Here is a 23105-nt window from a genome sequence, read left to right as displayed (position 1 = left end):
GCGGTTCCGCTGGGTGGCATCCGTCGTGGACCTGGTCGGACGGGAGAAGCGCCCGGGACGCGAAAGGCCACCACGGTTCGGCAGCCCGTTGTCCGGCGGCGAGAGGAGGCAGGCGATGACCGACGGTGGTTGGGCATTCGACGGCGAACCCGTCATGCTGTCGTCCGACACTGTGACGCTGGTCCACGGAACGTCGTTCTGCGTGTGCGGCAACAACGGCGAAGTGGACGGTGCCGCCGCTCAGGGCACGTTCTTCCAGGACGCCCGGATCGTGTCCGGCTGGTCCTTGCGCGTGGACGGCGCGACCGTGGAGCACATCACGACGATCGCGCCGGACCCGTTCCGGATGACGTTCGTCGGTCGTGGACGGCCCCGCAAGCGCGATGCCGAGAGCACGCTCCTGGTGCGTCGCGAGCGGTACGTCGGAGCGGGTATGCGCGAGGACTTCGTGCTGCGCAACTTCGGCCGGGAACCCGTCTCGCACGTGCTGACGGTGCACGTGGAGGCGGATTTCGCGGACCTGTTCGCGGTCAAGGAAGGCCGGGTCCGCGAACTGGGGGAGCACCGCTCGGAGGTCGCACCGGACGGACTGCACCTCAGCCGGCTGCTGGAGGACCAGAGCCGGGGCATCCGGGTGCGCGCGGACGGGGCCGAGTACTCACCGTCCACGCTCACGTTCCGCGTGGTGATCCCCCCGAGGGGGGAGTGGAAGACGAGCGTGACCGTGCAACCCGTGGTGGACGGCGAGGCGACGGAATCGATGTACCCGCCCGAGCGCCCCATCGACGAGTCGGTGCCGGTCCTGCGCGCCAGGGTGTGGCACGAGGCCGTCCCCGTCCTGAGGTACACGGGCAAACCGGCGCTGGCCGCGACGCTGCAGCGCAGCAGGCAGGACCTGGGCGCGCTGAGGATCTTCGACCCGGAGCGCCCTTCGGACATCGCGGTCGCCGCGGGCGCCCCCTGGTTCATGACGCTGTTCGGCCGCGACTCGATCCTGGCTTCGCTGATGTCGCTGGCCATCGACCCCAACCTGGCACTCGGGACGGTGCGGACGCTGGCCCACCACCAGGGCGTGCGGGTCGAGCCGAACAGCGAGGAGGAACCCGGCCGCATCCTGCACGAGATGCGCTTCGGCCCCGACGTCTCGCTGGCGCTGGGCGGCAGCAACATCTACTACGGCACCGCGGACGCCACGCCGCTGTTCGTGGTGCTGCTGGGCGAGCTGTCGAGGTGGGGCATCGACCGCGACCAGGTGGCGGCGATGATCCCGCACGTCGACCGCGCGCTGGAGTGGATCGAGCGGTACGGCGACCGGGACGGTGACGGGTTCGTGGAGTACCACCGCGCGACCGAGCGCGGACTGGCCAACCAGGGCTGGAAGGACTCCTGGGACGGGGTGAACTTCGCCGACGGCCGGATCGCGCGGGGACCGATCGCGCTGTGCGAGGTCCAGGGCTACGTCTACGCCGCCTACCTGGCGAAGTCCTGCCTGTGCGAGGACTTCGGCGACCCGGACGGCGCACGGTACTGGCGGGACCGCGCGGCGCGGCTCAAGGAACTGTTCAACGAGCGCTTCTGGCTGCCCGGACTCGGCCGCTACGCGGTGGCCCTCGACGGTGACAAGCGACCGGTGGACGCCCTCACCTCGAACGTCGGCCACTGCCTGTGGAGCGGGATCGTGGACGACGACAAGGCCGAGCGGGTCGTCGAGTCCCTGCTCTCGCCGGAGATGTTCACCGGTTGGGGCGTGCGGACCCTCTCCTCGGACATGGGCGCGTACAACCCGATGAGCTACCACAACGGTTCCGTGTGGCCGCACGACAACGCCATCGTCGCGGACGGGCTCATGCGGTACGGCTTCGTGGAGGGCGCGCAGCGGGTGGCCACCGCCATCCTGGACGCGGCCGAGGCGTTCGGCGGCAGGCTGCCCGAACTGCTGTGCGGTTTCGACCGCGCCGAGTACCCGGAACCGATTCCGTACCCGACTTCGTGCTCGCCCCAGGCCTGGGCCTCGGCCACACCCGTGCACCTGCTGCGCGTGCTGCTGCGTGTGCATCCGTACGCGCCGCACCGCCGCGTGTGGTTGTCGCCCGTGCTGCCCGAGTCGTTCGTACCGCTAGCCCTCGACGGCGTGCCGATGGTCGGCGCGCGGGTCTCCGTGGAGATCAACGGTGACGACGTCAGGGTGAGCGGTCTGCCCGACGACGTCGAGTTGGTCCTCGAGGCCGCCGACGCCTACACCGGCCCGGACGGGAGGTCGAGCTAGATGGACCCGCTGCGCATCGCGATGATCGCTCCACCCTGGTTCGAACTGCCACCCGCCGCGTACGGCGGCATCGAGTCGATGTGCGCCGACCTGGTGGACCGGTTGATCACCCGAGGCCACCACGTGACCGTCATCGGGGTCGGCGCCAACGGCACGACCGCCGACTTCGTGGCGACGTCGGACAACCCCCAGCCGGACCGGTTGGGGCAGGCCCTGCCGGAGGTGGTGCACGCCGCCGCGGTGCCCGACATCCTGTGCGAGCTGGAGATCGACGTCGTGCACGACCACAGCCTGGCCGGACCACTGCTGGCCCGCGGCCGCCCGGTGCCCACCGTGGTCACCGCCCACGGGCCGGTGACCGGTGAAATGGGCTGCTACTACCGGAGACTGGGCCGCAGCGTGCACCTCGTGGCCATCTCGGACGCGCAACGGCGGCTCGCCGTGGACCTCGACTGGGCCGGCACCGTGCACAACGCGATCCCGGTCGGCCGCTTCCCGTTCCGGCGCGACAAGGAGGACTTCGCGCTGTTCCTCGGGCGGACCACACCCGACAAGGGGATACCGCAGGCGATCGCGGCCGCCGCCGAGGCGGGTGTCCGCCTGCGCATCGCGGCCAAGTGCCGTGAGCCGGAGGAGCAGAAGTACTTCCACCGCGAGGTCGCGCCACTGCTCGGCCGGGGCGTGGAGTGGCTGGGTGAGGTCGATCGCGCCTGCAAGCTGGAACTGCTGACCGCCGCACGGTGCCTGCTGTTCCCGATCCGCTGGGACGAACCGTTCGGGATGGTGATGGTCGAGGCGATGGCCTGCGGCACCCCCGTGATCGCCTGCCGCCGCGGTTCCGTGCCGGAAGTGGTCGCGCACGGTGAGACCGGCTTCGTGTGCGACGACCACGCGTCGCTGGTCGAGGCGTTGCGCCGGGTCGGCGAGTTGTCGGCCGACCGGTGTCGCGCCGAGGCGGTCCGGCGGTTCGACGTCGACCTGATGGCCGCCCGCTACGAGCAGATCTACCGGAGGGCCGTCGCCAGGCCGTGGCAGACGACCGAGCCGGTGAGCCCGGACCTGGCCGCGGTGCCGCCGAGCCGGTCGCCCCTCCGCCGCCCGGCGTCTCGCTTGTCCACTGTGGACGGTGTTGTCCCGGGCTGGAGCGAGAACGGTGCGGGTGGTCAGGACGGCGCGAAGTTGATCCGCGGGCTGGATTGAGTAGTTCCACGGTGGGAGCGGGCGCACGACGCGTTCAGGGTCGGCGGTCTGGGGGCTCACCGCTGCGAGCACACCGGCTCCGACCACGTCGGCGTCCGCCACGACCACCGCACCGACCGGGGGCAGCGCGGTCGTGACGACGTCCCCGCCGGCTCCGGCTCCTCCCGCCCGGGAGATTCCGCCCGCACAGCCCGCACAGCCGGCTCCTCCGGTGGGGACGACTGCCGCCCGCACCCTGCCGCCGGTGGGCGTGGCCCTGATCAGGAGGATGGACAACACCTCCATCACCTGGGCGCCCGCGCGGATCGTGCCCGCGGAGAGCAACAACACCACGGCCGAGCCGACCTCCGAGGTGACCACGACGACGCGGATCGCCGCCGGGGCCGCGTTCCGGACGCCGCTGGGGTGCACGCCGAACTCCGCCTCGGGGCTCCGACTCGACGGCAACGGCTTGGGGCTGGTCCCGTGCACCCGGCAGGACTTCACCAGCGGCTCGTACTACTCCCCCTACGCGCCGATGCTCACCTTCGACTCACGAGGCGAGATCACCGAGGTCGCCGACCGTTATCACCCCTGATACCGCGTGGACACCTCGGTGAACCGGGCTCCGCCGCGGTTCGCCGGCGGCGGAAACGTGTGGATGCATCATGATCCGCGCGGGTAGTGTTGAGGACGATGGGCGTCGTCGCCCTTTCTCGCATCCGTTTTGCTTCTGGGGGATTTTTCGCATGACTTCCGCAGGTGTGTCCGACGCCGTGGCGTCGCCGCCCGCACTCGGCCGCGGCGACCGCGCCGCGATCGGCGTGCTGCTCGTGGCCACGTTCGTGGTCATCCTCAACGAGACGATCATGGGCGTCGCACTGCCGGTGCTGTTGACGGAACTGCACGTGACGGCCGCAGTGGGCCAATGGCTCACGGCCGGCTTCCTGTTGACGATGTCGGTGGTCATCCCGATCACCGGCTTCCTGATCCAACGGGTGCCGACGCGCACGCTGTACGGCGTGGCGATGAGCCTGTTCAGCGCGGGCACCCTGCTCGCGGCGCTGGCGCCGGGCTTCGCGGTGCTGCTCACGGCGCGCGTCGTGCAGGCGTCCGGCACCGCGATCATGCTCCCGCTGCTGATGACGACGGTGATGACGCTGGTCCCGGCCGAGCGCCGCGGCGCGGTGATGGGCAACATCTCCATCGTCATCTCCGTCGCGCCGGCCATCGGTCCGACGGTGTCGGGTGTGCTGCTGGACCTGTTCGGCTGGCGCGCCACGTTCTGGGCGGTGCTGCCGATCTCGGTGACGGCGCTGGTCCTGGGCCTGCGCCGGGTGACGCGCATCGGCGAGGCGACCGGCGCGCCGATCGACGTGCTGTCGGTCGTGCTGTCGGTGTTCGGCTTCGGCGGACTGGTCTACGGCCTGTCGAGCATCGGGCACGCTGACGGCGGGTCCGCCGCCACGCTGTGGGGGGCGCTCGCGGTGGGCGTGGTGGGCATCACGGCGTTCGTGCTGCGCCAGGTGTCGCTCCAGCGCCGCGAACGCGCCCTGCTGGACCTGCGGACGTTCGCCTTCCGCACGTTCACGGTGGCCAGCGCCCTGATGATGGTCATGATGGGCCTGCTGCTCGGCATCGCCACGATCCTGCCGATCTACACCCAGAACGTCCTCGGGCTCGACCCGCTCGCCACCGGCCTGTTGCTGCTGCCCGGCGGCCTGCTGATGGGCCTGCTGTCGCCGTTCGTCGGCCGGCTCTACGACCGGGTGGGCCCGCGCCTGCTGCTCATCGTCGGCACGGTGGCCACCAGCGCGTCCCTGTGGTTCGCGACCGGTTTCGACGGCTCGACGCCCGCGGCGCTGGTCCTGGTGTTCCACCTCGTGCTGAGCCTGGGGCTGGCGTTCTCGTTCACCCCGCTGTTCTCCGCGGGTCTGGGTGCCCTGCCGGCCCGGCTCTACGCCCACGGCAGTGCCATCTTCAGCACGACCCAGCAGCTCGCCGCCGCGGCGGGTGTGGCACTGCTGGTGAGCGTGATGAGCGCGCGTGCCGCCGAACTGGCCCTGGCCGGTCAGCCCGCGGTGAGCGCCGAGACGGGCGGCATGCACAGGGCGATCCTGCTCGCGGCGATCCTCTCCGTGGTGGCGGTGGCCGGTTCCCTCATGGTCAACGGCGGCAAGGCCGAAAGCCCGGCGTAGGGCCACGACGAACCGGGGCGGTGACCAGCACCGCCCCGGTTCACGGCCGCGCGGGGGACGCGAGCACGGGTCCGTCGCCGAAGCGCGGGTCGCGGTTGTCCCGCGTCGACGGGGTGGGCGGCGTCACCTATGAGCACGATCCGGTCGTCGTCCCTGGTGGGCCGCACCACGTCGACCCGGTCGTCGTCGAGGGCATCACCGAGTGGCTGTCGGCGGTGTAGAGGACCCCCGTTGTGAATGACCATGCAGCGCCGTGCATAATTCGGATCGTGTCCAAGGTGCTCACTTCCCTCCCCGCCGGCGAACGCGTCGGCATTGCCTTCTCCGGTGGCCTCGACACCTCGGTGGCGGTCGCGTGGATGCGTGAGAAGGGCGCGGTGCCGTGCACGTACACGGCGGACATCGGCCAGTACGACGAGCCGGACATCGACTCGGTGCCGGGGCGCGCCGAGTCGTACGGCGCGGAGCTCGCCCGACTGGTCGACTGCCGGGCGGCCCTCGTCGAGGAAGGCCTCGCGGCGCTGGCCTGCGGTGCGTTCCACATCCGGTCCGGCGGCCGTGCCTACTTCAACACCACCCCGCTCGGACGGGCGGTCACGGGCACCATGCTGGTGCGCGCGATGCTCGACGACGACGTCCAGATCTGGGGCGACGGCTCCACCTACAAGGGCAACGACATCGAGCGGTTCTACCGCTACGGCCTGCTCGCCAACCCCTCCCTGCGGATCTACAAGCCGTGGCTGGACGCCGACTTCGTCACCGAGCTCGGCGGCCGCAAGGAGATGTCCGAGTGGCTGCTCGCCCGTGACCTGCCGTACCGGGCGAGCACGGAGAAGGCGTACTCCACCGACGCGAACATCTGGGGCGCGACGCACGAGGCCAAGGCGCTCGAACACCTCGACACGGGCATCGAGATCGTCGACCCGATCATGGGCGTGCGGTTCTGGGACCCCGAGGTCGAGATCGTCACCGAGGACGTCACGATCGGCTTCGAGCAGGGCCGGCCGGTGACGATCGACGGCAAGGAGTTCTCCTCCGCCGTCGACCTGGTGCTGGAGGCCAACGCCATCGGCGGCCGGCACGGCATCGGCATGTCCGACCAGATCGAGAACCGGGTCATCGAGGCCAAGAGCCGCGGCATCTACGAGGCGCCGGGCATGGCGCTGCTGCACGTGGCCTACGAGCGGCTGGTCAACGCGATCCACAACGAGGACACCCTCGCCGCGTACCACAACGAGGGCCGGAAGCTGGGCAGGCTGCTGTACGAGGGCCGCTGGCTGGACCCGCAGGCGCTGATGCTGCGCGAGTCGTTGCAGCGCTGGGTCGGCACGGCGATCACCGGCGAGGTGACGCTGCGCCTGCGTCGCGGTGACGACTACTCGATCCTCGACTCCACCGGCCCCGCGTTCAGCTACCACCCGGACAAGCTCTCCATGGAGCGGACCGAGGACTCCGCGTTCGGCCCGGTCGACCGCATCGGCCAGCTGACCATGCGCAACCTCGACATCGCCGACTCCCGCGCCAAGCTCGAGCAGTACGCCGGGCTCGGCATGGTCGGCAGCAGGCAGACGATGTTGATCGGCGCCGCCCCGGTGACGCCGACCAAGCTGATCGGCGCGATGCCCGAGGGCGGAGCCGAGGCGATCGCCTCCCGCGGCGAAACGGCCGACGACGAGCTGCTCGACCACGTCGCCATGGAGTCCGGCAACGACTGACCGGCGTCACCTCCCGGTTCAGCGGAGCAGCTTCAGCGGAACAGCACGCGGTCGACCGCTTCGGCGAGGGTGTGGGCGTCGGTGGCGGTCGGGGTGCGCCAGGCGATGAAGCCGTCCGGGCGGATCAGGACCGCGCCGTCGTCGGTGATCCCGTATCGGCGGGTGAAGGTACCTGTCGGGTCGCGCAACGCGGGGCCGATCCGGTGGTGTTCGACGGGGACACCGGATCGGTCGGCGACCTCGGCCGCGATCCGGTCCCAGCCGGGGCCGCCGGGGCCGGTCAGGAGTGCGAAGCCCCGGCCCATCAGGTCGGTGGGCGATGTGGGCCTGCCGTCGTGTTCCAGCGGGACGTGCGGTGCCCGGGTGCCCGGTGCGCCGGAGGGGTGGTCGGGGTCTTCGACCAGGTGCGGCGTGGCGTCGTCGGGCACGAACGCGCCGGCGGGGTAGGTGTAGCCGAACATCATCATCCGCTGGCGCACGGCGCTCTCGCGCGCGTCGCCGGGGCCGCCGTTGACCAGGCAGTACCGCTCCACGGTCAACCGGGTCGTCTGCCGTGCCACGGGCAGGCGCTCGGTCTCGTAGCTGGCCGTCAGTCCGGGTCCGGCCAGGCCCCGGTGGTGCAGGGCGATCTTCCACGCCAGGTTGAACGCGTCCTGCACGCCGGTCGCCACGCCGAACGTGCCGACCGGTGGCATGGTGTGGGCGGCGTCGCCGGCGACGAACACGCGGCCCGCGCACATCCGGTGGGTGACGTGGCCCGAGATCTCCCACGGCGTGTCGGACACCCGGTCGATGACGATCGGCAGGTCGTCCACGCCGATGGCCGCCCGGACCAGTGCGGCGCACCGGTTCTCGCTGGGCGCGGTGTCGTCGTCGGGTGCCAGGGAGATGGCGAACCGCCAGCGCTTCTCGCCGTCGATCGAGGTGAGGAAGCCGTGCACGGCGGAGTTGCGCAGGGTCATCACGACGACCTTGCGCCCGCGCAACGGTTCGCTCAAGTCGGCGTCGAAGTAGACGTTCACCTTGCGCGCGAGCGTCCCCGGACCGTCGTGCCCGATGCCGAGCATGCGGCGGACGGGGCTGCGCGCCCCGTCGGCGGCGACGAGGTGGTCGGCGCGCACGGGTTGTTCGTGTCCCGTGCGGTGGGAACGCAGCAACGCGACGACGCCGTCCGGTCCGTCGTCCACCGCCACGACCTCGGTGCCGTACCGCACGTCCACCCCGGCCGACACGGCACGGTCGCGCAGCACCGGTTCGAGCTGGTTCTGGTCGATGGCCACCCACCCGCACGGGCTGAGCGCGGTGGTGTTGTCGTCCATGCGGCAGGGCAGCCGCATGAGTTCCGGGCCGGCCAGGGTCTCGGCGTGCGCGACGACACCGTGGCCGGCTATCGGCGACCGCACCTCCTGGATGGCGTCCTCCAGGTCCACGGCGCGGTAGAGCTCCATGGTGCGTGGGTTGAGCGCGCGGGCCCTCGGATCGGTCAACGGCTCGCGGTGGCGTTCCACCAGCAGCGTCGGCACGCCGTACCAGGCGAGGAACACCGCCGCCGACAGACCGGTCACGCCACCGCCGGCGATCAGCACCGGGATGTGAGGGCCCGCTGGAACGCGCTCACCCATGGCGTTCCCACCGGTAGAACTCGTGCGCCATGGCGTCCTTCGGCGCACGCCACGTCTCGGGGTCGTACGGGGTGACGAACGGCCGCAGCTCCTCGCCGATCCGCTGGAACTCGGGGTGGTCGCGGTACGCCATCACCGCGTCTTCGACAGGCCTGTCGCTCTCGATCAGGTGCATGTACACGTCGCCGAACTGGAACAGGCTGCGCGCCCGCACGCCGATCGAGGCGGCCAGGTCCGTGTGGTGGTCCGAGTTCGCGAACGCCGCCGCGATCTTGTCGGCGGCGTCCGGGACCATGCGGGCGACGATCAGGGTGCGGTGCATGCGAGCTCCTCGACCTTCAGCTTGATCAGCGACATCTGGACGCGGCTGTTCTCGTTGATGTGCCTGGTCATGCCGGCGTCGTCCACGGGCGCGTCGGGCTTCATCTCGAAGTCCTGCGTCCAGCGCATCCGCACACCCCCGTCGACCTGCTCGTAGGTCCACCGGATGTCCATCCGCTCGAACGGGCCGGTGGTGACGCGCCGTGCGGTGACCGTCCTGGTGGTGGGGTCGGCGACGCGTTCGGACACCCACGTCCACACGTGGCCGTCCGCGTCCGGGTGCATGGTGAGCCGGAACAGGACGCGGTTCCCGTCGCGTTCCAGTACCTGCGCCGACGCGTACTCGCTGAACAGCTCCGGCCAGCTCTCCACGTCGTTGGTGCGTTCCCACACCAGGTCCATCGGCGCGTCGATGACGATCTCGTTGTCGGTGTGCCCGGCCATCTCAAGCCCTCCCGCCCAGCAGGGCCAGCAGTTCTCGCGGCGACTGGTTGGGCTGCATGTCGACGCTGCGGGACATGCCGTGGTTGCGTTGCAGCTCGGCCAGGACGCCCATCAGGCCGAGGGAGTCCACGCCGAGATCGGCGAAGCTGCGGCCCGCGTCGGTGACCTGCTCACCGGTCACGGTGACACCGGTGCAGCGGCTGATCAGCGCGGCCAGGTCGTTGGGTGAAAGTTGCTTGTCCACGTCAGTTGCCTCCTCAAGATCGGTTACGGATGCCGGAGCACCAGCGCCGAGTTCCCGCCGTGCAGACCGCGGGACAGGACCAGGACGGTGCGGATGTCGGCCGCGCGGGCGGCTCCGGTGACGAGATCGAAGTCGAACCGGCAGTCGCGCACGCCCGGTGTGGGCGGCACGGCGCCGTGCTCGATGGCCAGGACCGCGGCGGCGACGTCGAGCACGGCGGCGCCCGCGTAGCAGCGCCCGTACCCGGTCTTGGGCGCGGTCACCGGCACCCGGTCGGCTCGTTCGCCGAACAACCGGCGCACGGCCTCGGCTTCGGCGGCGTCGGCGTCTTGGCCGGCCATCGCGTCGAGGAAGACCGCGTCCACGTCGGCGGCGTCGACGCCGGCCTCGGCCAACGCGCCCTCGGCCGCCCGCAGCAGTCCTTCGGCCGACCGGTCGAAGCGCTGCGTGCCCGTGTAGGTGGCGCAGTGCCCCGCGACGACGGCCCGTGCGTCCGCGCCCCGCGCACGTGCGGACTCCTCGTCCTCGACGACGAGCATCGCGCCGCCCTCGCCCGGTGTGAAACCGTTGGCGTGCGTGGTGAACGGCAGGTAGGCGGTGGTCGGGTCCTCACCCGGGCTCAGCAGGCCGAGCCCGAGTTGGCAGCACACCGCGTACGGGCAGAACGGGGCCTCGGCGCCGCCCACGAGCATCGCCTTGGCGCCCCGGGACAGCTCACCGCCGGCGGTCGCGAAGGCGTCGAGACCGCCCGCCTCGTCCGCCACCAGGACCCCGGACGGCCCGCGCAGGCCGTTGCCGATGGAGATCTGGCCGGTGCAGGCGGCGTAGAACCACGCGATCGACTGGTACGGGCCGACGTGCTCGGGTCCGTTCTTCCACAGCCGTTCGATCTCCCGCTGGCCGAACTCCACACCGCCCGAGTAGCTCGCCGTCACCACGCCGAACCCGAACGGCGGCACGGTGGCCGGGTCGAGATCGGCGTCGCGCAGCGCCATGGCCGCCGCGGCGAGCGCGAAGTGGGTGAACCGGTCGGTCTGCACGGTGATCCGCGGGTCGATCCAGGCGTCCGGCTCGAACCCGCTCACCTCGCCCGCGACGACCACCGGGTACGGGTTGGGCTCGATCCGGCCCAACGGACCCAGGGCCACGTGCCCGTCCCGGACGGCGGGCCAGAACTCGTCGACCCCGATACCGCTCGGGGCGATCACACCGAGACCGGTCACGACGGCGTTCATGACCGCCCCACTCGGGTCAGCACCACCGCGGACTGGAACCCGCCGAAGCCGCTGCCGACCGACAGCACCGCGCGCAGATCCCGTTCCCTGGCGGTGTGCGGCACGTAGTCCAGGTCGCACTCCGGGTCGGGCGTGTCCAGGTTCGCGGTCGGCGGGACGACGCCGTTGGTCAGCGCCAGCACGCAGGCCGCCAGTTCGATGGAGCCGATGGCGCCGAGCGAGTGGCCGATCATCGACTTGATCGAGCTGACCGGCACCTCGTACGCCCGCTCGCCGAACACCCGCCGGAACGCGTCGGTCTCGTGCCGGTCGTTCTGCCGGGTGCCGGAGCCGTGCGCGTTGATGTAGTCCACGTCGGACGGTCCCAGCCTCGCCTGTTCCATGGCCCGCCGCACCGCCTCGGCCATCTCGACGCCGTCCGGCTTCAGGCCGGTCATGTGGTAGGCGTTGCTGCGGGTGGCGAAGCCCGCCACCTCGGCGTGCACCACCGCGCCCCGGCGGTGGGCGTGCTCCCACTCCTCCAGCACCAGCACCGCCGCGCCCTCGCCGATCACGAACCCGTCCCGGTCGCGGTCGAACGGTCGGGCGGCGTGCGCCGGATCGTCGTTGCGCGCCGACGTCGCGCGGATGGCGTCGAAGCAGGCCACCGCGATCGGCGAGATCGGGGACTCGGACGCGCCCGTGACGACCACGTCCGCCCGGTCCTCCTCGATGAGGCGCGCGGCGTGGCCGACCGCGTCCAGTCCGGCCGTGCAGCCGGTGGACACCGTGCGCACGGGCCCGCGTGCGCCGACTCGGTCGGCGACCTCGCCGGCGAGCGCGGCCGGCGACAGGGCGCGGTGCAGGAACGGTGACGCCAACCGCTCGTCGACCAGCCAGTCGGCGCCCGCGTGGGAGGTGGCCACGTAGTCCAGCTCCAGCAGCGTCGTGCCGCCAACGGCCGAACCCATGCACACCCCCAACCGCCACGGGTCCTCCACGTCGACCTCCGCCCGGCGCCACGCCTCGTCCGCGGCCACGGCGGCGAACTGGACGTACCGGTCCATGCGGGCGACCTCGGCCGGGCCGAGCCCCGCGTCCACCGGGTCGAAATCGCACTCGGCGGCGATCCTCGACCGGAACCCCTCCGCGTCGAACAGGCTGATCGGCCGGGTGGCGGTGCGCCCCGAGGTCAGCAGCTCCCAGAACGCCTTCGTGCCGTTGCCGCCCGGTGCCACCACCCCCAGGCCGGTGACGACCACCCGGCGCGTCACGGCGACCGCTCCGTGTCCACGTGCCCCAGTTCGGGCCGGGGCGCGAGCGGGCACAGCTGGAACACCGCGCGGGCACGCGTGGAACCGGTGTTGCGCACCCGGTGGCGGACCCCGATCGGGACCATGATCGCCTGGTCGGCGCGCAGCGCGTGCGGCACGTCGTCGAGGTCCACCTCGATCTCGCCCTCGACGACGTACAGGAACTCCTCGGAGTACGGGTGGTAGTGCTCGTTCACCTGCTCACCGGGCTCCAGCAGCAGCACCCCGAGGAACCCGCCGGTCGCGCCGACGGTCGTCGGGCTCAGCAGGACCCGGAGCTCGCCGCCGCGCGCCCGGTTGGGTGGCACGTCGCGCGGGCTCACGGTTCGGTGCAGTTGGCCGGTCATGCCATCGCCCCCACAACCCGATCGGTCACCAACGTCATCGGGCGCGCCAGCCGGACCAGCGGCGCGAGCAGGCCCGCCAGCGGCACGGCGATCATCCCGTCGGGCGACTCCAGCAGGTGCACCACCATGTCGCGCCGCCGGAACACCGTTGCGCCGCAACCGGGAGCCGGGCCTTCGGCCGCGAGCAGCCGGGCCACCTCACGGCCCTGCCGCGGCAACGTCTGGTAGAGCGCGGCGGTGCGGGGCAGGTGACCGGTGTGCCCGTTCCGGTTGGCCACGACCCGCATCACGGAGGTGGCCAGGAAACGCCGCCGACCGGCGGCGTCGGACAGGTCGCGGTCCTCGGCCAGGTACGGCCGCAGCTGCTCCTCCACCGCCCGGATCTGCGGCTGCCCGGCCAGGTGCCGGATGGCCTCCGCGGGTGGACAGGTGATGTCCACGACGCGCACCACGACCGTTCCGGCCATGAAGACCGACGTCCGGTCCAGCAGGGGGAGCGCGGCCTCCGGTCGGCCCGCGGGTGGTGCGGCGTAACCGGACAGGATCTCGGCCACCGTGGCCTCGGACCCCGGCCGCACCGGGAACGTCAACGCATAGCGGTTCACGACTTCGCCTCCAACAAGTCCGTGCTCGACATCGCCGCCGCCGCCGCGGTGGCGAGGCGGACGCGGTACCGCAGCGACTCCCGCGCCGTCACGCACGCCATCAGCGGAGCCGCGAGTTCGCGGTGGCCCGCCCCGGCCTCCCACGCGTGGAAGTGCGCCGGGGTCGACCACTCGCTGGTGATCACCCAGTCGGCGGGATCGTCCTCCGACTGGCACAATTGGTCGCCCAGGTAACCGTCCACTTGCGCCACTCGGTGGCGGATCTGCCGGTAGGCAGCGAGAAAACGGTCCTCGGCACCGTCCGCCACGCGCAGCCGGAAGATCACTCGCAGGCGGTCAGCCGTCGAAACCATGACGCCTCCTCAGGACGCGCAGGACGAACTCGGCCACGCGACCGCACGCGACCCCGTGGGTCGATTCGCGGTCACGCCGTTCGTTCGGTAGCTGTCGTTCGCAAGCTGTGGGGAGCACCTGACGCGCCTTGTTCACGCGACAAGGCGCGGGAGCGTCACGCGGACGTCGGCTCCGGGTGCGAGGCGATCCGGCACGCGTGCTTCGCGACGTCGGCGCTCACGCCCTCGCCGGCCAGCATTCGGCGGCATTCCTGGACGTCCGCCTTCTTGCCCGTCTTGCCGATCTTGCACGCCTTGAGCACCGCGTCGGTCGCCTCGTGGCCGTTCTCCATCACGTGGTCGATGCAGATGCCGGGGTCGGCCTGGGCCGGTGCCGCGGCGAGCGACGAGAGCGCGGAGGCGGCGAACGCCGTGCAGGCCACAACGGCCGCACGTGCCACTGCTGCGCGGGCCACTGCCGCACGGGACTTCCGTGTACGGGACTTCGCTGTACGGGATTCACGCGACATCGGGTCATCCCTCCCTGTTGGCGGCCGAGCGCGGTACCGGACCGTCCGGCACGTTCCGCGTCGGGGCCGTCGGGACCAGGGGTGCCCGCTTGGTGACCGACTAGCCGATCAAGCCTTCCAAGTCCTCCGACGGCGTATCACACCACCCGATTGGGTTACGTCGATGCTACGTTTCGTGTTCCACGGCCCGTTCTCGCGCGGCCCGTCACACCACAGTGGAGTGTTCGCCCGGTCGAGTCGTCACGCGGTCGAGTCGTCACGCGGTCGAGCCGGGGCGCACGATCATCAGAACGACGACGGCCGCCCACAACAGGTTGTAGATGCCGGCGAGCATGGAGAGCGCGCGCAGCCGCGTGCCGTCGTCCGGCTCGTTGAGGGCGTCACGCTGGCGCGGAGCGATCTGCAGGGCGAGCATTGCGCCGGCGGCGGCGGTCAGGACCATGGAGACGGTGATCCAGATTTCGCCCATCCGGTCCTGCGCGGAGGCCAGGACGATCCCCGCGACCGGGACGATGATGCCGGCGATGCCGTAGCCCCGGGTGATGCGGTGCAGCGCGACGGCCACCGAGCGGTTGCGCTCTCTCGGTGCACCCTCCTGCTGGGCACGCTCCGGTTGGGGGCCGTCCGCCGGCGCACCGCCCGCTGGTGCACCGGCGGGAACGCCGACGGCGACCGGCGCGTAGCGGGGAAACAGGCTCGTCGCGACGGCCGACCCGCCGACGAACACGATGGCGGCCAACACGTGCACCGATAGCAAGAGGTGTTCCATGATCACTCCACGCTCGTCAACCTTCAGGGTGACTGAAGCCTAGCACCGAGCTTCAGTCACTCTGAAGGTTTGCCTGGAAAGATCGCCCCCGGGACGTCGTCGTGCGATCAGGTCAGGACCCGGCGATGCCCTCGAACGCGGCCCGGACGGCATCGCCCACCTGCCGCTGGATCGGATCCGAGTCGGGTCCGAACAGCCGGTCGTCGACCTCGGCCACCGCGGCTCTCGCCGACTCGAGCAGACGGGCGCCCTCCGGGGTGACCTCGATGGCGGAGGCGGAGCCGGGACGGGCGGTGTTGTCGCGCACCAGCCCGGCGGCGGCGAGCGCCTTCACCGCCGTGTGCGCGCTTTGCACCGTGGTCCCGGACATCCGCGCGAGGTCGCTGAACGACACCCCGGGCACACCGGCGATGTGACCGAGCAGCCCGAGTCGGCTGACCGTGAGGTCGAGCGGTGCGAGAGCGGCGTTGAGCTCGGTCTCGATCCGGCGCGCCAACGTCAACACGACGATGGAGGTGCTGGTCACCGGTGGAGCGGAGCGGCCGTTCTCGTTGGTCACCCGGTAAGTGTCTCTTACCGCGTCACCCACCGCGCGAGTGCGCGTTCACCGAAAATGCCCTCAGCTACGACGATTGCCGAACGCGTTGCGGAGTTGGCCGCGGACCCGGCGGCCGGCCAGCCGGACCGGTTCGACCATCGACGTGCGCACCAGGCGGAGGGGAGCCACCACCGCGACCCGCCACACCTGACGGGTCAGCCGACCGGCAGGTGCCAGCACCGCGCGGTGGACCCACTTGGCCGGGGTGACGACCAACGTGCGGTATGCCCATCTCACCGGGATGACGACCAGCGCGCGGAACGCACTCGCCAGCAGTCGCCACAGCGGCAGCGCCACCCGCCGGCCGGCCCGGACGAAGGCGTCGCGGACCGCCCGGCCGAGCACCGCCAGCACCCGTCCCACCCGGCGGAACGCCCAGACCAGGGCCGCGGCGAAGAGCCGAACCAGCCACCACAGCCCGGCGCCGATCGCCCGTCCGGTGGGCACGGCGACGTTTCGCCACAGCCACCGCAGCGGTTTCACGACCAGCGTCCGCCAGCACCAGACCACGGGATTGAGCAGCACCACCCGCAGCAGCCGACGCGTCGACGCCACCGCACGGCGCAGGAACCCCGCAACGGCCACGGCCGCCGCGCGCAAACCCCGCCCTACCGGCCCGAACAGCCGGCGCAGACCACGCCCCGCAGGCCGCAGCGCGAACCGGGTCAGCGCGCGGAATCCCCGCCGCAGCCCGTCGGCCAACGCCCCGAGCCCACGGCCCACGAGGCTGGCCAACGCCCGCAGCAACGCCCCGGTCGGCCTGAGCAAGTACCGCATCAGCAGCCCGCCGCCGCCGCGCAGCCCGGCACCAAGAACACCGAACACCCGCCGCAAACCCGTGCCGATCGGTACGACGACCCGGCGCCACAGAAACCGGGTCAGCGCGGTCACCGACGTCCAGATCCGCCTCAGCACCCCCGACAGCGGGCGCAGCACGAACCGGTGCACGGCCCGCCCGACCGCCTTGAGCCCCTCCCACACCAGCCGCACCGGCACCACGACCACCACGGCGACAGCACGCGCCACCCACACCGCCCAGCGTGGCGGCAGCGGCTCTTCCTCGGTGTTGTTCCCCCTGGTCACACCCACTTGAACGCGGCACGGCAACGATCGGTGCCGTCAGAACAGTCACAAATCGGGTGCCCACGGCGCCCTCAGGCCGGTGACCCGAAGAGCATGACGCCCGCGCCGGTTTTCGTCCCACCGCCGGTGCAACCTCCGGCCGACCTCGTGAGTCTCCGTGGGGAAAGCGCATTCACTTCTGGGGAGGACACGTGCGTCGAGCACGCTGGTTGGTGGTCGCCGCGCTGACCGCTGGGCTGTTGAGCCCGGTGGCGGCGCAGGCGGCCCCGGTGGGCCAGGGCCAAGGTCAAGACGAGAGCCAAGGTCGAGGCCAGGCCCGCACCATCACGTTGATCACCGGTGACAAGGTGGTCGTGGACGAGCAGGGGGCACTCGTCCGCATCGAAGGACGCCCGGGAGTGCAGTTCGTCCGGTACGTCAGGGACGGTCACCAGTACGTGGTGCCGGAGGACGCCCTCGACGAGTTGGCGCAGGACCGGCTCGACAAGCGGTTCTTCGACGTCACGGCGTTGCACGACTTCGGCTACGACGACACGGAGATCGACCGGATCCCGCTGCTCGACGCCGGGTTCCGGGCCGCGGCCGCCATCCCGAAGGCCGAGGCCGCGCAGCGGTGGGCGGACCGCCGGCCGGGCATCCGGAGCGCCGACAAGATCTGGCTGGACGGCAAGGCCGAGGTCACGCTCAACGAGAGCGTGCCGATGGTCAGCGCGCCCGGCGCCTGGCAGGCCGGGTTCGACGGCGCCGGGGTGACCGTCGCCGTCCTGGACACCGGCTACGACCAGGAGCACCCGGAGCTGAAGGACGTCGTCACGGCGGCCCGGGACTTCACCGGGGAGGGCATCCAGGACAACGACGGCCACGGCACGCACGTCGCGGCCACCGTCGCCGGGCGCGGCGGCACGTACACCGGCGTCGCCAAGGGCGCGAAGCTCGCCATCGGGCGGGTCTGCGGGGCGTGGGACTGCCCGGAGAGCGCGATCATCGCGGGCATGGAGTGGGCCGCCCGCGAGGTCAGGGCCAAGGTCGTCAACATGAGCCTCGGCGGCGACCAGAGCGACGGGTCCGACCCGTTGTCGCAGGCCGTGGACCGGCTCACGGCGGAGACCGGCACGTTGTTCGTTGTGGCGGCGGGCAACAGCTACACGGTCCGCAAGGTGTCGGCGCCGGCCGCGGCGAACGAGGCGCTGGCGGTCGCGAACCTCACCAAGCAGGGGCAGCTCGCCGAGTCGTCCTCGCGCGGGCCGAGGTTCGGCGACTACGCGGTCAAGCCCGACATCGCCGCGCCCGGCACGGACATCGTGGCGGCGCGGGCGAAGGGCACGTTGCCGGACGAGGCGGTCGACGAGTCGCACGCACGGCTGACCGGCACCTCGATGGCCGCGCCGCACGTGGCGGGTGCGGCGGCGATCCTGGCCCAGCGCAATCCCACGTGGACCGCGCGGGAGCTGAAGGCGCACCTGATGGGCTCGGCCAAGGCGGTCGCGGACTCGCCCGACCACGTGGGCACGGGATTGCTGGACGTGCGCCGCGCGGTCGAGCAGAAGGTGCGCGCGGATGTCGGCAGCCTCTCGTTCGGGCTCCTGGAATGGCCGCACACCGAGGTGCGTGAGAAGACGATCACCTACCGCAACGACGGTGACCAGCCCGTCACGCTGCAGGTGCGGCACGACCTCGGGGCCGACTTCACCGTGCCGTCCAGTGTCACGGTGCCCGCGCACGGCACCGCGCCGGTCGTCGTGCAGCTCGACCCGCGCAAGGGGCTCGGCACGTTCTTCGGGCACGTCAAGGCGACCGCCGAAGGCATCAGCCTCATCACGTCGGTCGGCGCGTACGTGCAGGACGAGCGCCACACGCTCACCGTCAAGATGACCGGGCGTGACGGCAAGGCGCCGCGCAACGAGTACCTGCTGCTCGTCGACCTGAAGACCGGCCAGGGCAGCTCCCTCCCGATCAACGCCGAGGGCGTCGGCACGGTCAACCTGCCGGTCTCCGACTACGCCGTGCTCGGCCGCGTCGAAGAGCACTCCGCGCTCGCCGGCTGGTACACGCCGATCACGGTCACCGAGGTCGCGGGCAAGGTGTCGATGACCACCGATGTCGACGTCGAGCTGAACGCCAAGGACGGCAAGCCGATCACGGTCGCCCTCGACGACGACAAGGTGCGGCCGCTGCACCGCGAGGTCGACCTGAGCGTGCCGATGGTGCCGGGCAAGCTCGGCGGCGTGAACGGGCCGATCGAGGGCTCGACGCCGGTGTTCGGCATGTCGTTCGGCGACCCGCTGCCGGAGCTGAGCTACTCGACCACGCTCAAGGCCGCACAGCCGCGGCTGTCGGTGGGCGAGTTCGGTTTCCCGGTGCGCTACGCCGACGCGAGCCCGTTCCTCTCGCCGGGCGCGCACAAGTTCCGCACGGTCCGTCGCGACGGTGACGTCAAGGGCGCGCTCGTGGTCGTCGACGGCGGCAACGACGACCTCTACGTGCTGGCGCAGCAGATGAAGGACGCGGGCGCCGCGGCCGTGCTGCTGCTCGGACCGTTGCCGTTCGCGACGCCCGAGCAGGCCGCACTGCCGCTGCTGAACGCGTCCGACCACGGCGCGGCGGAGCTGGTGGAGCAGATCGGCCGCGAGGTCACGATCAACGCGATCGACTCCTCGCCGGTCAGCTACAACCTGTTCTACCCGGAGCAGGGCGCGCTGCCGTCCGGCAAGGCGTACCAGGTGAAGCGGGGCGAGTTGGCCGAGGTCAAGGCCCGCTACCGCTCGTCGGGCGCGGACGGCCTGGTGCGCCAGCGCCTGTACCCGATGCGCTTCGGCGCCGCGGCGAAGAACCTCCAGGTCCTGCTGGACGAGGTGTTGGTCGCGCCCTTCGCCCGTACCGAGTACTACAGCGCGGGCAACGGCATCGGCTGGTACCAGGAGGGCAACATCGGCCGCAGGTTCGGCGAGGACGCGCGGGACCCGCTGGTCGGCATCTGGTCGGACCTCGAGCCCGTCACGTTCGAGCCGGGCAAGCACTACCGACGTGACTGGGGCGCCGCGGTCACCGCGCCACGGCTCAACGGGACCACGGTCGTGCAGTGGGCGACCGGGGGCGGTGTGACCCGCAGCGGCAACGGCATCCAGGCCAGGGTCTCGCCGTTCGCGACCGGCACCGCGGTCGAGTCCTGGACGGCCACCGGATCGGGCAGCATGGAGCTCAAGCGCGACGGCGTCTCGCTCGGCATCGCGGGCAACCCGTGGGAGGCCTGGTGGGAGGTGCCGGCCGAGTCCGGCCGTTATGAGCTCTCGCTCAGCGCGGCCCGCAGCGCGCCGCAGCTGGAGCTGTCGTCGAACGTCTCCACGACGTGGGGCTTCACGAGTGCCGGCACGGCGGAGGGCAAGCTGCCGCTGTTGCAGGTGGACTACGAGATCCCGCTCGACATCCGCAACAGCGCGCGGGCCGGAGTGCCGCTGCCCGTGCGGTTCACCGCCTCCCGGCAAGCCGGGGCGGGCCAGGCGACCCTGCGTGAGCTCAAGGCGTTCGCGTCGTTCGACGACGGGGCCAACTGGGTGCCGGTCAGGTCCATCGTTCCCCCTGGTGGGAAGCCCGGCGGTTACATCTCGCTGCGAGTCGTCGCCACCGACACCGAGGGCAGCACGATCGACCAGACGGTCCTGAGGGCCTACCGGCTCAGGGCGTGACCACCGGTGGTGGGGACCGTTGCCGGTAAACGGCCGCGGTCCCCACCGCCGGCGCGTCAAGCGATGTCGGCGTTGCCCTCGCGGTAGATCTTCGCCGACGCGATGCGCCCGCCGCGCAGCTCGTAGAACCCGGCGATGGAGAAGATCCGCTCCTCACCACCGGCACGCTTTTACGACGTCCGGACTGCTGTCACCAGCGGTCGGAGGTGGCGATCGCGATCAGCTGGTCGATGGTCAGCGGTGGCTGCGGGGCGAGTTGTTCGCCGCTGCCCTTGGGGGAGCGCTGGTTGCTGAGGTGCATGGTGAACACGACGCCGTCGGGGCGGATGAGTTTCACCTCGTAGGTCATCCCGTTCGCCGCTTCCAGCGGCACCTGCCCGGTGGCCAGCGAGGAGCCGTCGGGCAGGTCGCGTGCGGTGCACATGGTCGCCGGGTCGGGGGCGTTGCACTCGGCCTTTTTGCCGGCGGTGCCGGGGTACACCGCCAGGTCGAAACCGCCGGTGACCCCGGACGCGGTCAGCGTGCCGGTGATCGACGCACCCACCGCCACCGTGGGCTGGGGGGCGTTCGTCACCCTGGGCACGGCAGGCGGGGCCGGGGGAGCGGTCATCACCACCGCACCGGGCCCGGTCTCGGTCACCACGAACGTCGCCGTGTCGCCGAGCACGGCCCGGAACCGTTCGGCCAGCTCATCGGGGTTGGCCGGGACGGGAGGCGGCGGCTCCGACGTGACCGTGGACAGGGTCGTCGACGAGGCCGCGGGCGGGGCGGCGGTCTGCGTGGCCGGTGGGCCGTCCGGCACGAGCAGCACCGCGCCGGTGGCCAGCCCGGCGACCACCGCGACCGCGGCGACCACCGGCACCAGCCGGGGCAGGGGCGCACGGCGTGGCCGCGCGCGTGACGGGAGTTCGAACGGCATGCCGGCGGTCGCGGCGTCGGCCCGCCGTTCCAACTCGGCGAACGCGTCGGTCAGGGCGCGCAAGTCGCTCATCTCGCCTCCTGGTAGGTGTGCGGGTTGGCGGTCAGGTCGATCCGGAGGGTCGCGAGTGCCCGGGAGATCTGGCTGCGCACCGTGGTCACCCGGCAGCCCAGTTCGGCGGCGATCTCGGCGTCGGGCAGCCCGGCGTAGTAGCGCAGGACGACGGCCGCGCGTTGTTTCCGGGGCAGGTCCGCGAGACGGCGGATCATCGCGTCCCGCTCCGCGCGCTCGTCGGCGCCGTCGCTCAGCCGGGTCGCGTCCGGCTCGACGTCGGCTCTGGGTGACGTGCGGGCCAGCCGCCGGCGCCAGGACAGGTACTCGTTGACGACCATCCGCCGGACGTAGGCGTGCGGCTCGTCCATCCGCGAGATCCGGTCCCACCGCTCGAACGCCCGGCCCAGCACGTCGCTCACCAGGTCCTCGGCCAACCAGGTCTGGCAGGTCAGCACGGTGGCGAACCGCATCAGCGCCGGACGTTGCCGGTACACGTACTCACCGAACTCCATCGGCTCACTTCCGATCCGCGACTTGAGCTGTGATCACGCCCCTCAACGGCGCAGCCGGCCGATCCGTTGCACGCCGCCCGGAAAACGGTTGTGAACTCACGAGTGACGCCCGTCGATGGCCGGAACATGCCGATACCCGTCGCAACCGGGGATCCGTCCCGGTGACCGCGTGATACTCACCGTCGAGTCGCCGCATGAGGAGGGCATCCGTGCACACTGTCGAGGAGATCCGCAGCCGACGTCCCCGGGAAGTCGTCATCGCCCGGGTGCTGTCGATCATCGCGGCGCTGCTGTGGGTGCCGATGTCGGGGTACCTCTTCAGCCAACCCGCCTACATCGGCTTGCTGCTGGTCCTGTACGTCTTCGGTTCGTTCGGCGCGGCCAAGGGCAGGCAGGCCGCGCGGGTCATGGTCACGGTCTCGTTGGCCTTGATCTACTTCTTCCTCCTGCCCTACTGCTGGCTGGGCTTCTACGACTCGTACCTGAACGGGCCGGGGTACGCGGTCATGGACATCGTCGCGGTGCTGCTGTCCGCGACCGGGCTCGTGCTGCTGTACCAGCCGCGCAGCAACAGGTATTTCCACCTCGTGACCGTGGCGCGGCAGAACCCGGAATCGTAAAGACCGACGTGGCCTGGAAGCGGCGGCTTCCAGGCCACGTCGGTGTGCTGCGGGGTCGGGTGCGTGCCCGGCCCCGGCGGTCAGGTCACGCGTTGGACTGCTTCCACCGCGACCTCGCCCTCAGCCGCGAGGCGGGCAACCAGCACGGGGAGGCGGTCGCACTGGGGAACCTGGGCGCGTTCCACCTGGACATCGCGCGCCACGCCGAAGCGATCTCCTACTTCGAGCAGACGGTCACCGCGATGCGCGAGGCGGGCGATCGGCTCGGCGAGACCATCACCCTCGGCAACCTCGGCCACGCCTGCCTGCAGACCGGTCGACTCCCCGACGCGCTGCGATACCTCCGGCGGGCGCTGGCGAACTGCCGGGACCTCGGCGATCGACACGGTGAGGCGCGCACGCTCACCAGCCTCGGTGAGACCTACGGGCGACTGTCCCGACCCGACGAGGCACTCGCGCACCACCGGCAGGCGTTGGAGCTGATCTCCGACATCGGCCACCACAGCCTGAAGACCGCCGCCTACAACGGGCTCGGCG

The 23105-nt window shown here is 71.4% G+C and carries 22 protein-coding genes and 2 pseudogenes; 9 read left to right on the top strand and 15 right to left on the bottom strand.

What is annotated here, in order from left to right; genetic code table 11:
- Positions 1 to 115 precede the first annotated feature (115 nt).
- From FM051_RS28510 to argG, 6 genes and pseudogenes are all read left to right on the top strand, one after another.
- Complete coding sequence (locus FM051_RS28510; protein ID WP_202919061.1) at positions 116 to 2266, top strand: amylo-alpha-1,6-glucosidase; 2151 nt, start codon at positions 116 to 118, stop codon at positions 2264 to 2266.
- A pseudogene (locus FM051_RS28505) lies at positions 2267 to 3277 on the top strand (glycosyltransferase family 4 protein); the annotation flags it as partial.
- 400 nt (positions 3278 to 3677) lie between these two features.
- Entirely contained in the window at positions 3678 to 4043 is a 366-nt protein-coding gene (locus tag FM051_RS28500; RefSeq protein ID WP_158848681.1) for a hypothetical protein, read from the top strand.
- 151 nt (positions 4044 to 4194) lie between these two features.
- Positions 4195 to 5643, top strand: coding sequence for a DHA2 family efflux MFS transporter permease subunit (locus tag FM051_RS28495; RefSeq protein WP_158848679.1), 1449 nt, complete (start codon positions 4195 to 4197; stop codon positions 5641 to 5643).
- 20 nt (positions 5644 to 5663) lie between these two features.
- Positions 5664 to 5864 (top strand): hypothetical protein, encoded by a 201-nt coding sequence (locus FM051_RS28490; protein WP_158848677.1) that lies wholly within the window; start codon positions 5664 to 5666, stop codon positions 5862 to 5864.
- A 48-nt stretch (positions 5865 to 5912) separates the two neighbouring features.
- Positions 5913 to 7358 (top strand): argininosuccinate synthase, encoded by a 1446-nt coding sequence (argG, locus tag FM051_RS28485; RefSeq protein WP_158848675.1) that lies wholly within the window; start codon positions 5913 to 5915, stop codon positions 7356 to 7358.
- Between the two features lie 32 nt (positions 7359 to 7390).
- Here argG and FM051_RS28480 read toward each other — a convergent pair whose 3' ends face one another.
- From FM051_RS28480 to FM051_RS28420, 13 genes are all read right to left on the bottom strand, one after another.
- Positions 7391 to 8980 (bottom strand): FAD-dependent monooxygenase, encoded by a 1590-nt coding sequence (locus FM051_RS28480; RefSeq protein ID WP_158848673.1) that lies wholly within the window; start codon positions 8978 to 8980, stop codon positions 7391 to 7393.
- A complete protein-coding gene (locus FM051_RS28475) occupies positions 8973 to 9302 on the bottom strand; it encodes a TcmI family type II polyketide cyclase (RefSeq protein WP_158848671.1) in 330 nt (109 codons plus the stop codon). The genes FM051_RS28480 and FM051_RS28475 overlap by 8 nt, the downstream gene beginning before the upstream one ends.
- Positions 9287 to 9745 (bottom strand): SRPBCC family protein, encoded by a 459-nt coding sequence (locus FM051_RS28470; protein ID WP_158848669.1) that lies wholly within the window; start codon positions 9743 to 9745, stop codon positions 9287 to 9289. Before FM051_RS28470 ends, FM051_RS28475 begins: the two co-directional genes overlap by 16 nt.
- A 1-nt stretch (position 9746) precedes the next feature.
- On the bottom strand, positions 9747 to 9989 hold the full coding sequence (locus tag FM051_RS28465) for an acyl carrier protein (RefSeq protein WP_158848667.1): 243 nt from the start codon (positions 9987 to 9989) through the stop codon (positions 9747 to 9749).
- 23 nt (positions 9990 to 10012) lie between these two features.
- A complete protein-coding gene (locus tag FM051_RS28460; RefSeq protein WP_158848665.1) occupies positions 10013 to 11224 on the bottom strand; it encodes a beta-ketoacyl synthase N-terminal-like domain-containing protein in 1212 nt (403 codons plus the stop codon).
- Complete coding sequence (locus tag FM051_RS28455; protein ID WP_158848663.1) at positions 11221 to 12477, bottom strand: beta-ketoacyl-[acyl-carrier-protein] synthase family protein; 1257 nt, start codon at positions 12475 to 12477, stop codon at positions 11221 to 11223. The genes FM051_RS28460 and FM051_RS28455 overlap by 4 nt, the downstream gene beginning before the upstream one ends.
- The gene (locus tag FM051_RS28450) at positions 12474 to 12863 is read right to left on the bottom strand and encodes a cupin domain-containing protein (RefSeq protein WP_158848661.1); all 390 of its coding nucleotides are present in this window, start codon (positions 12861 to 12863) and stop codon (positions 12474 to 12476) included. The genes FM051_RS28455 and FM051_RS28450 overlap by 4 nt, the downstream gene beginning before the upstream one ends.
- Positions 12860 to 13468: a SchA/CurD-like domain-containing protein gene (locus FM051_RS28445; RefSeq protein ID WP_158848659.1), complete on the bottom strand. Its 609-nt coding sequence runs from the start codon at positions 13466 to 13468 to the stop codon at positions 12860 to 12862. The genes FM051_RS28450 and FM051_RS28445 overlap by 4 nt, the downstream gene beginning before the upstream one ends.
- Positions 13465 to 13821 (bottom strand): antibiotic biosynthesis monooxygenase family protein, encoded by a 357-nt coding sequence (locus tag FM051_RS28440; RefSeq protein ID WP_158848657.1) that lies wholly within the window; start codon positions 13819 to 13821, stop codon positions 13465 to 13467. The genes FM051_RS28445 and FM051_RS28440 overlap by 4 nt, the downstream gene beginning before the upstream one ends.
- Positions 13822 to 13976: 155 nt before the next feature.
- The gene (locus tag FM051_RS28435) at positions 13977 to 14276 is read right to left on the bottom strand and encodes a hypothetical protein (protein ID WP_158848655.1); all 300 of its coding nucleotides are present in this window, start codon (positions 14274 to 14276) and stop codon (positions 13977 to 13979) included.
- Between the two features lie 310 nt (positions 14277 to 14586).
- A complete protein-coding gene (locus FM051_RS28430) occupies positions 14587 to 15099 on the bottom strand; it encodes a hypothetical protein (protein WP_158848653.1) in 513 nt (170 codons plus the stop codon).
- A gap of 112 nt (positions 15100 to 15211) precedes the next feature.
- On the bottom strand, positions 15212 to 15658 hold the full coding sequence (locus FM051_RS28425; RefSeq protein ID WP_158848651.1) for a MarR family winged helix-turn-helix transcriptional regulator: 447 nt from the start codon (positions 15656 to 15658) through the stop codon (positions 15212 to 15214).
- A gap of 60 nt (positions 15659 to 15718) precedes the next feature.
- Entirely contained in the window at positions 15719 to 16780 is a 1062-nt protein-coding gene (locus FM051_RS28420; protein ID WP_158848649.1) for a hypothetical protein, read from the bottom strand.
- A 191-nt stretch (positions 16781 to 16971) separates the two neighbouring features.
- On the opposite strand from FM051_RS28420, the gene FM051_RS28415 reads away from it, so the two are divergent.
- A complete protein-coding gene (locus FM051_RS28415) occupies positions 16972 to 20463 on the top strand; it encodes a S8 family serine peptidase (protein ID WP_158848647.1) in 3492 nt (1163 codons plus the stop codon).
- Positions 20464 to 20653: 190 nt separating this feature from the next.
- Here FM051_RS28415 and FM051_RS28410 read toward each other — a convergent pair whose 3' ends face one another.
- Both FM051_RS28410 and FM051_RS28405 read right to left on the bottom strand, forming a co-directional pair.
- Positions 20654 to 21454, bottom strand: a complete 801-nt coding sequence (locus tag FM051_RS28410) for a hypothetical protein (RefSeq protein ID WP_158848645.1) — start codon at positions 21452 to 21454, stop codon at positions 20654 to 20656.
- On the bottom strand, positions 21451 to 21948 hold the full coding sequence (locus tag FM051_RS28405) for a SigE family RNA polymerase sigma factor (protein WP_158848642.1): 498 nt from the start codon (positions 21946 to 21948) through the stop codon (positions 21451 to 21453). The genes FM051_RS28410 and FM051_RS28405 overlap by 4 nt, the downstream gene beginning before the upstream one ends.
- Before the next feature lie 209 nt (positions 21949 to 22157).
- On the opposite strand from FM051_RS28405, the gene FM051_RS28400 reads away from it, so the two are divergent.
- Positions 22158 to 22568 (top strand): hypothetical protein, encoded by a 411-nt coding sequence (locus FM051_RS28400; RefSeq protein WP_158848640.1) that lies wholly within the window; start codon positions 22158 to 22160, stop codon positions 22566 to 22568.
- An 8-nt stretch (positions 22569 to 22576) separates the two neighbouring features.
- Positions 22577 to 23071: pseudogene (locus FM051_RS54040) on the top strand (tetratricopeptide repeat protein); the annotation flags it as partial.
- Between the last annotated feature and the right edge of the window lie 34 nt (positions 23072 to 23105).

Source organism: Saccharothrix deserti (genome assembly GCF_009769385.1).
In the GTDB taxonomy this organism is placed as follows: Bacteria; Actinomycetota; Actinomycetes; order Mycobacteriales; family Pseudonocardiaceae; genus Actinosynnema; species Actinosynnema deserti.
Note: the sequence above shows the minus strand (reverse complement) of the source record. Positions and strands in the feature narration are given on the sequence as shown.

Bases quoted from the DNA above. Each gene is read 5' to 3' on its own strand.
- FM051_RS28510 (WP_202919061.1), top strand. From the start codon at position 116: ATGACCGACGGTGGTTGGGCATTCGACGGCGAACCCGTCATGCTGTCG.
- FM051_RS28495 (WP_158848679.1), top strand. From the start codon at position 4,195: ATGACTTCCGCAGGTGTGTCCGACGCCGTGGCGTCGCCGCCCGCACTC.
- FM051_RS28480 (WP_158848673.1), bottom strand. From the start codon at position 8,980: ATGGGTGAGCGCGTTCCAGCGGGCCCTCACATCCCGGTGCTGATCGCC.
- FM051_RS28475 (WP_158848671.1), bottom strand. From the start codon at position 9,302: ATGCACCGCACCCTGATCGTCGCCCGCATGGTCCCGGACGCCGCCGAC.
- FM051_RS28470 (WP_158848669.1), bottom strand. From the start codon at position 9,745: ATGGCCGGGCACACCGACAACGAGATCGTCATCGACGCGCCGATGGAC.
- FM051_RS28460 (WP_158848665.1), bottom strand. From the start codon at position 11,224: ATGAACGCCGTCGTGACCGGTCTCGGTGTGATCGCCCCGAGCGGTATC.
- FM051_RS28450 (WP_158848661.1), bottom strand. From the start codon at position 12,863: ATGACCGGCCAACTGCACCGAACCGTGAGCCCGCGCGACGTGCCACCC.
- FM051_RS28440 (WP_158848657.1), bottom strand. From the start codon at position 13,821: ATGGTTTCGACGGCTGACCGCCTGCGAGTGATCTTCCGGCTGCGCGTG.
- FM051_RS28430 (WP_158848653.1), bottom strand. From the start codon at position 15,099: ATGGAACACCTCTTGCTATCGGTGCACGTGTTGGCCGCCATCGTGTTC.
- FM051_RS28410 (WP_158848645.1), bottom strand. From the start codon at position 21,454: ATGAGCGACTTGCGCGCCCTGACCGACGCGTTCGCCGAGTTGGAACGG.
- FM051_RS28405 (WP_158848642.1), bottom strand. From the start codon at position 21,948: ATGGAGTTCGGTGAGTACGTGTACCGGCAACGTCCGGCGCTGATGCGG.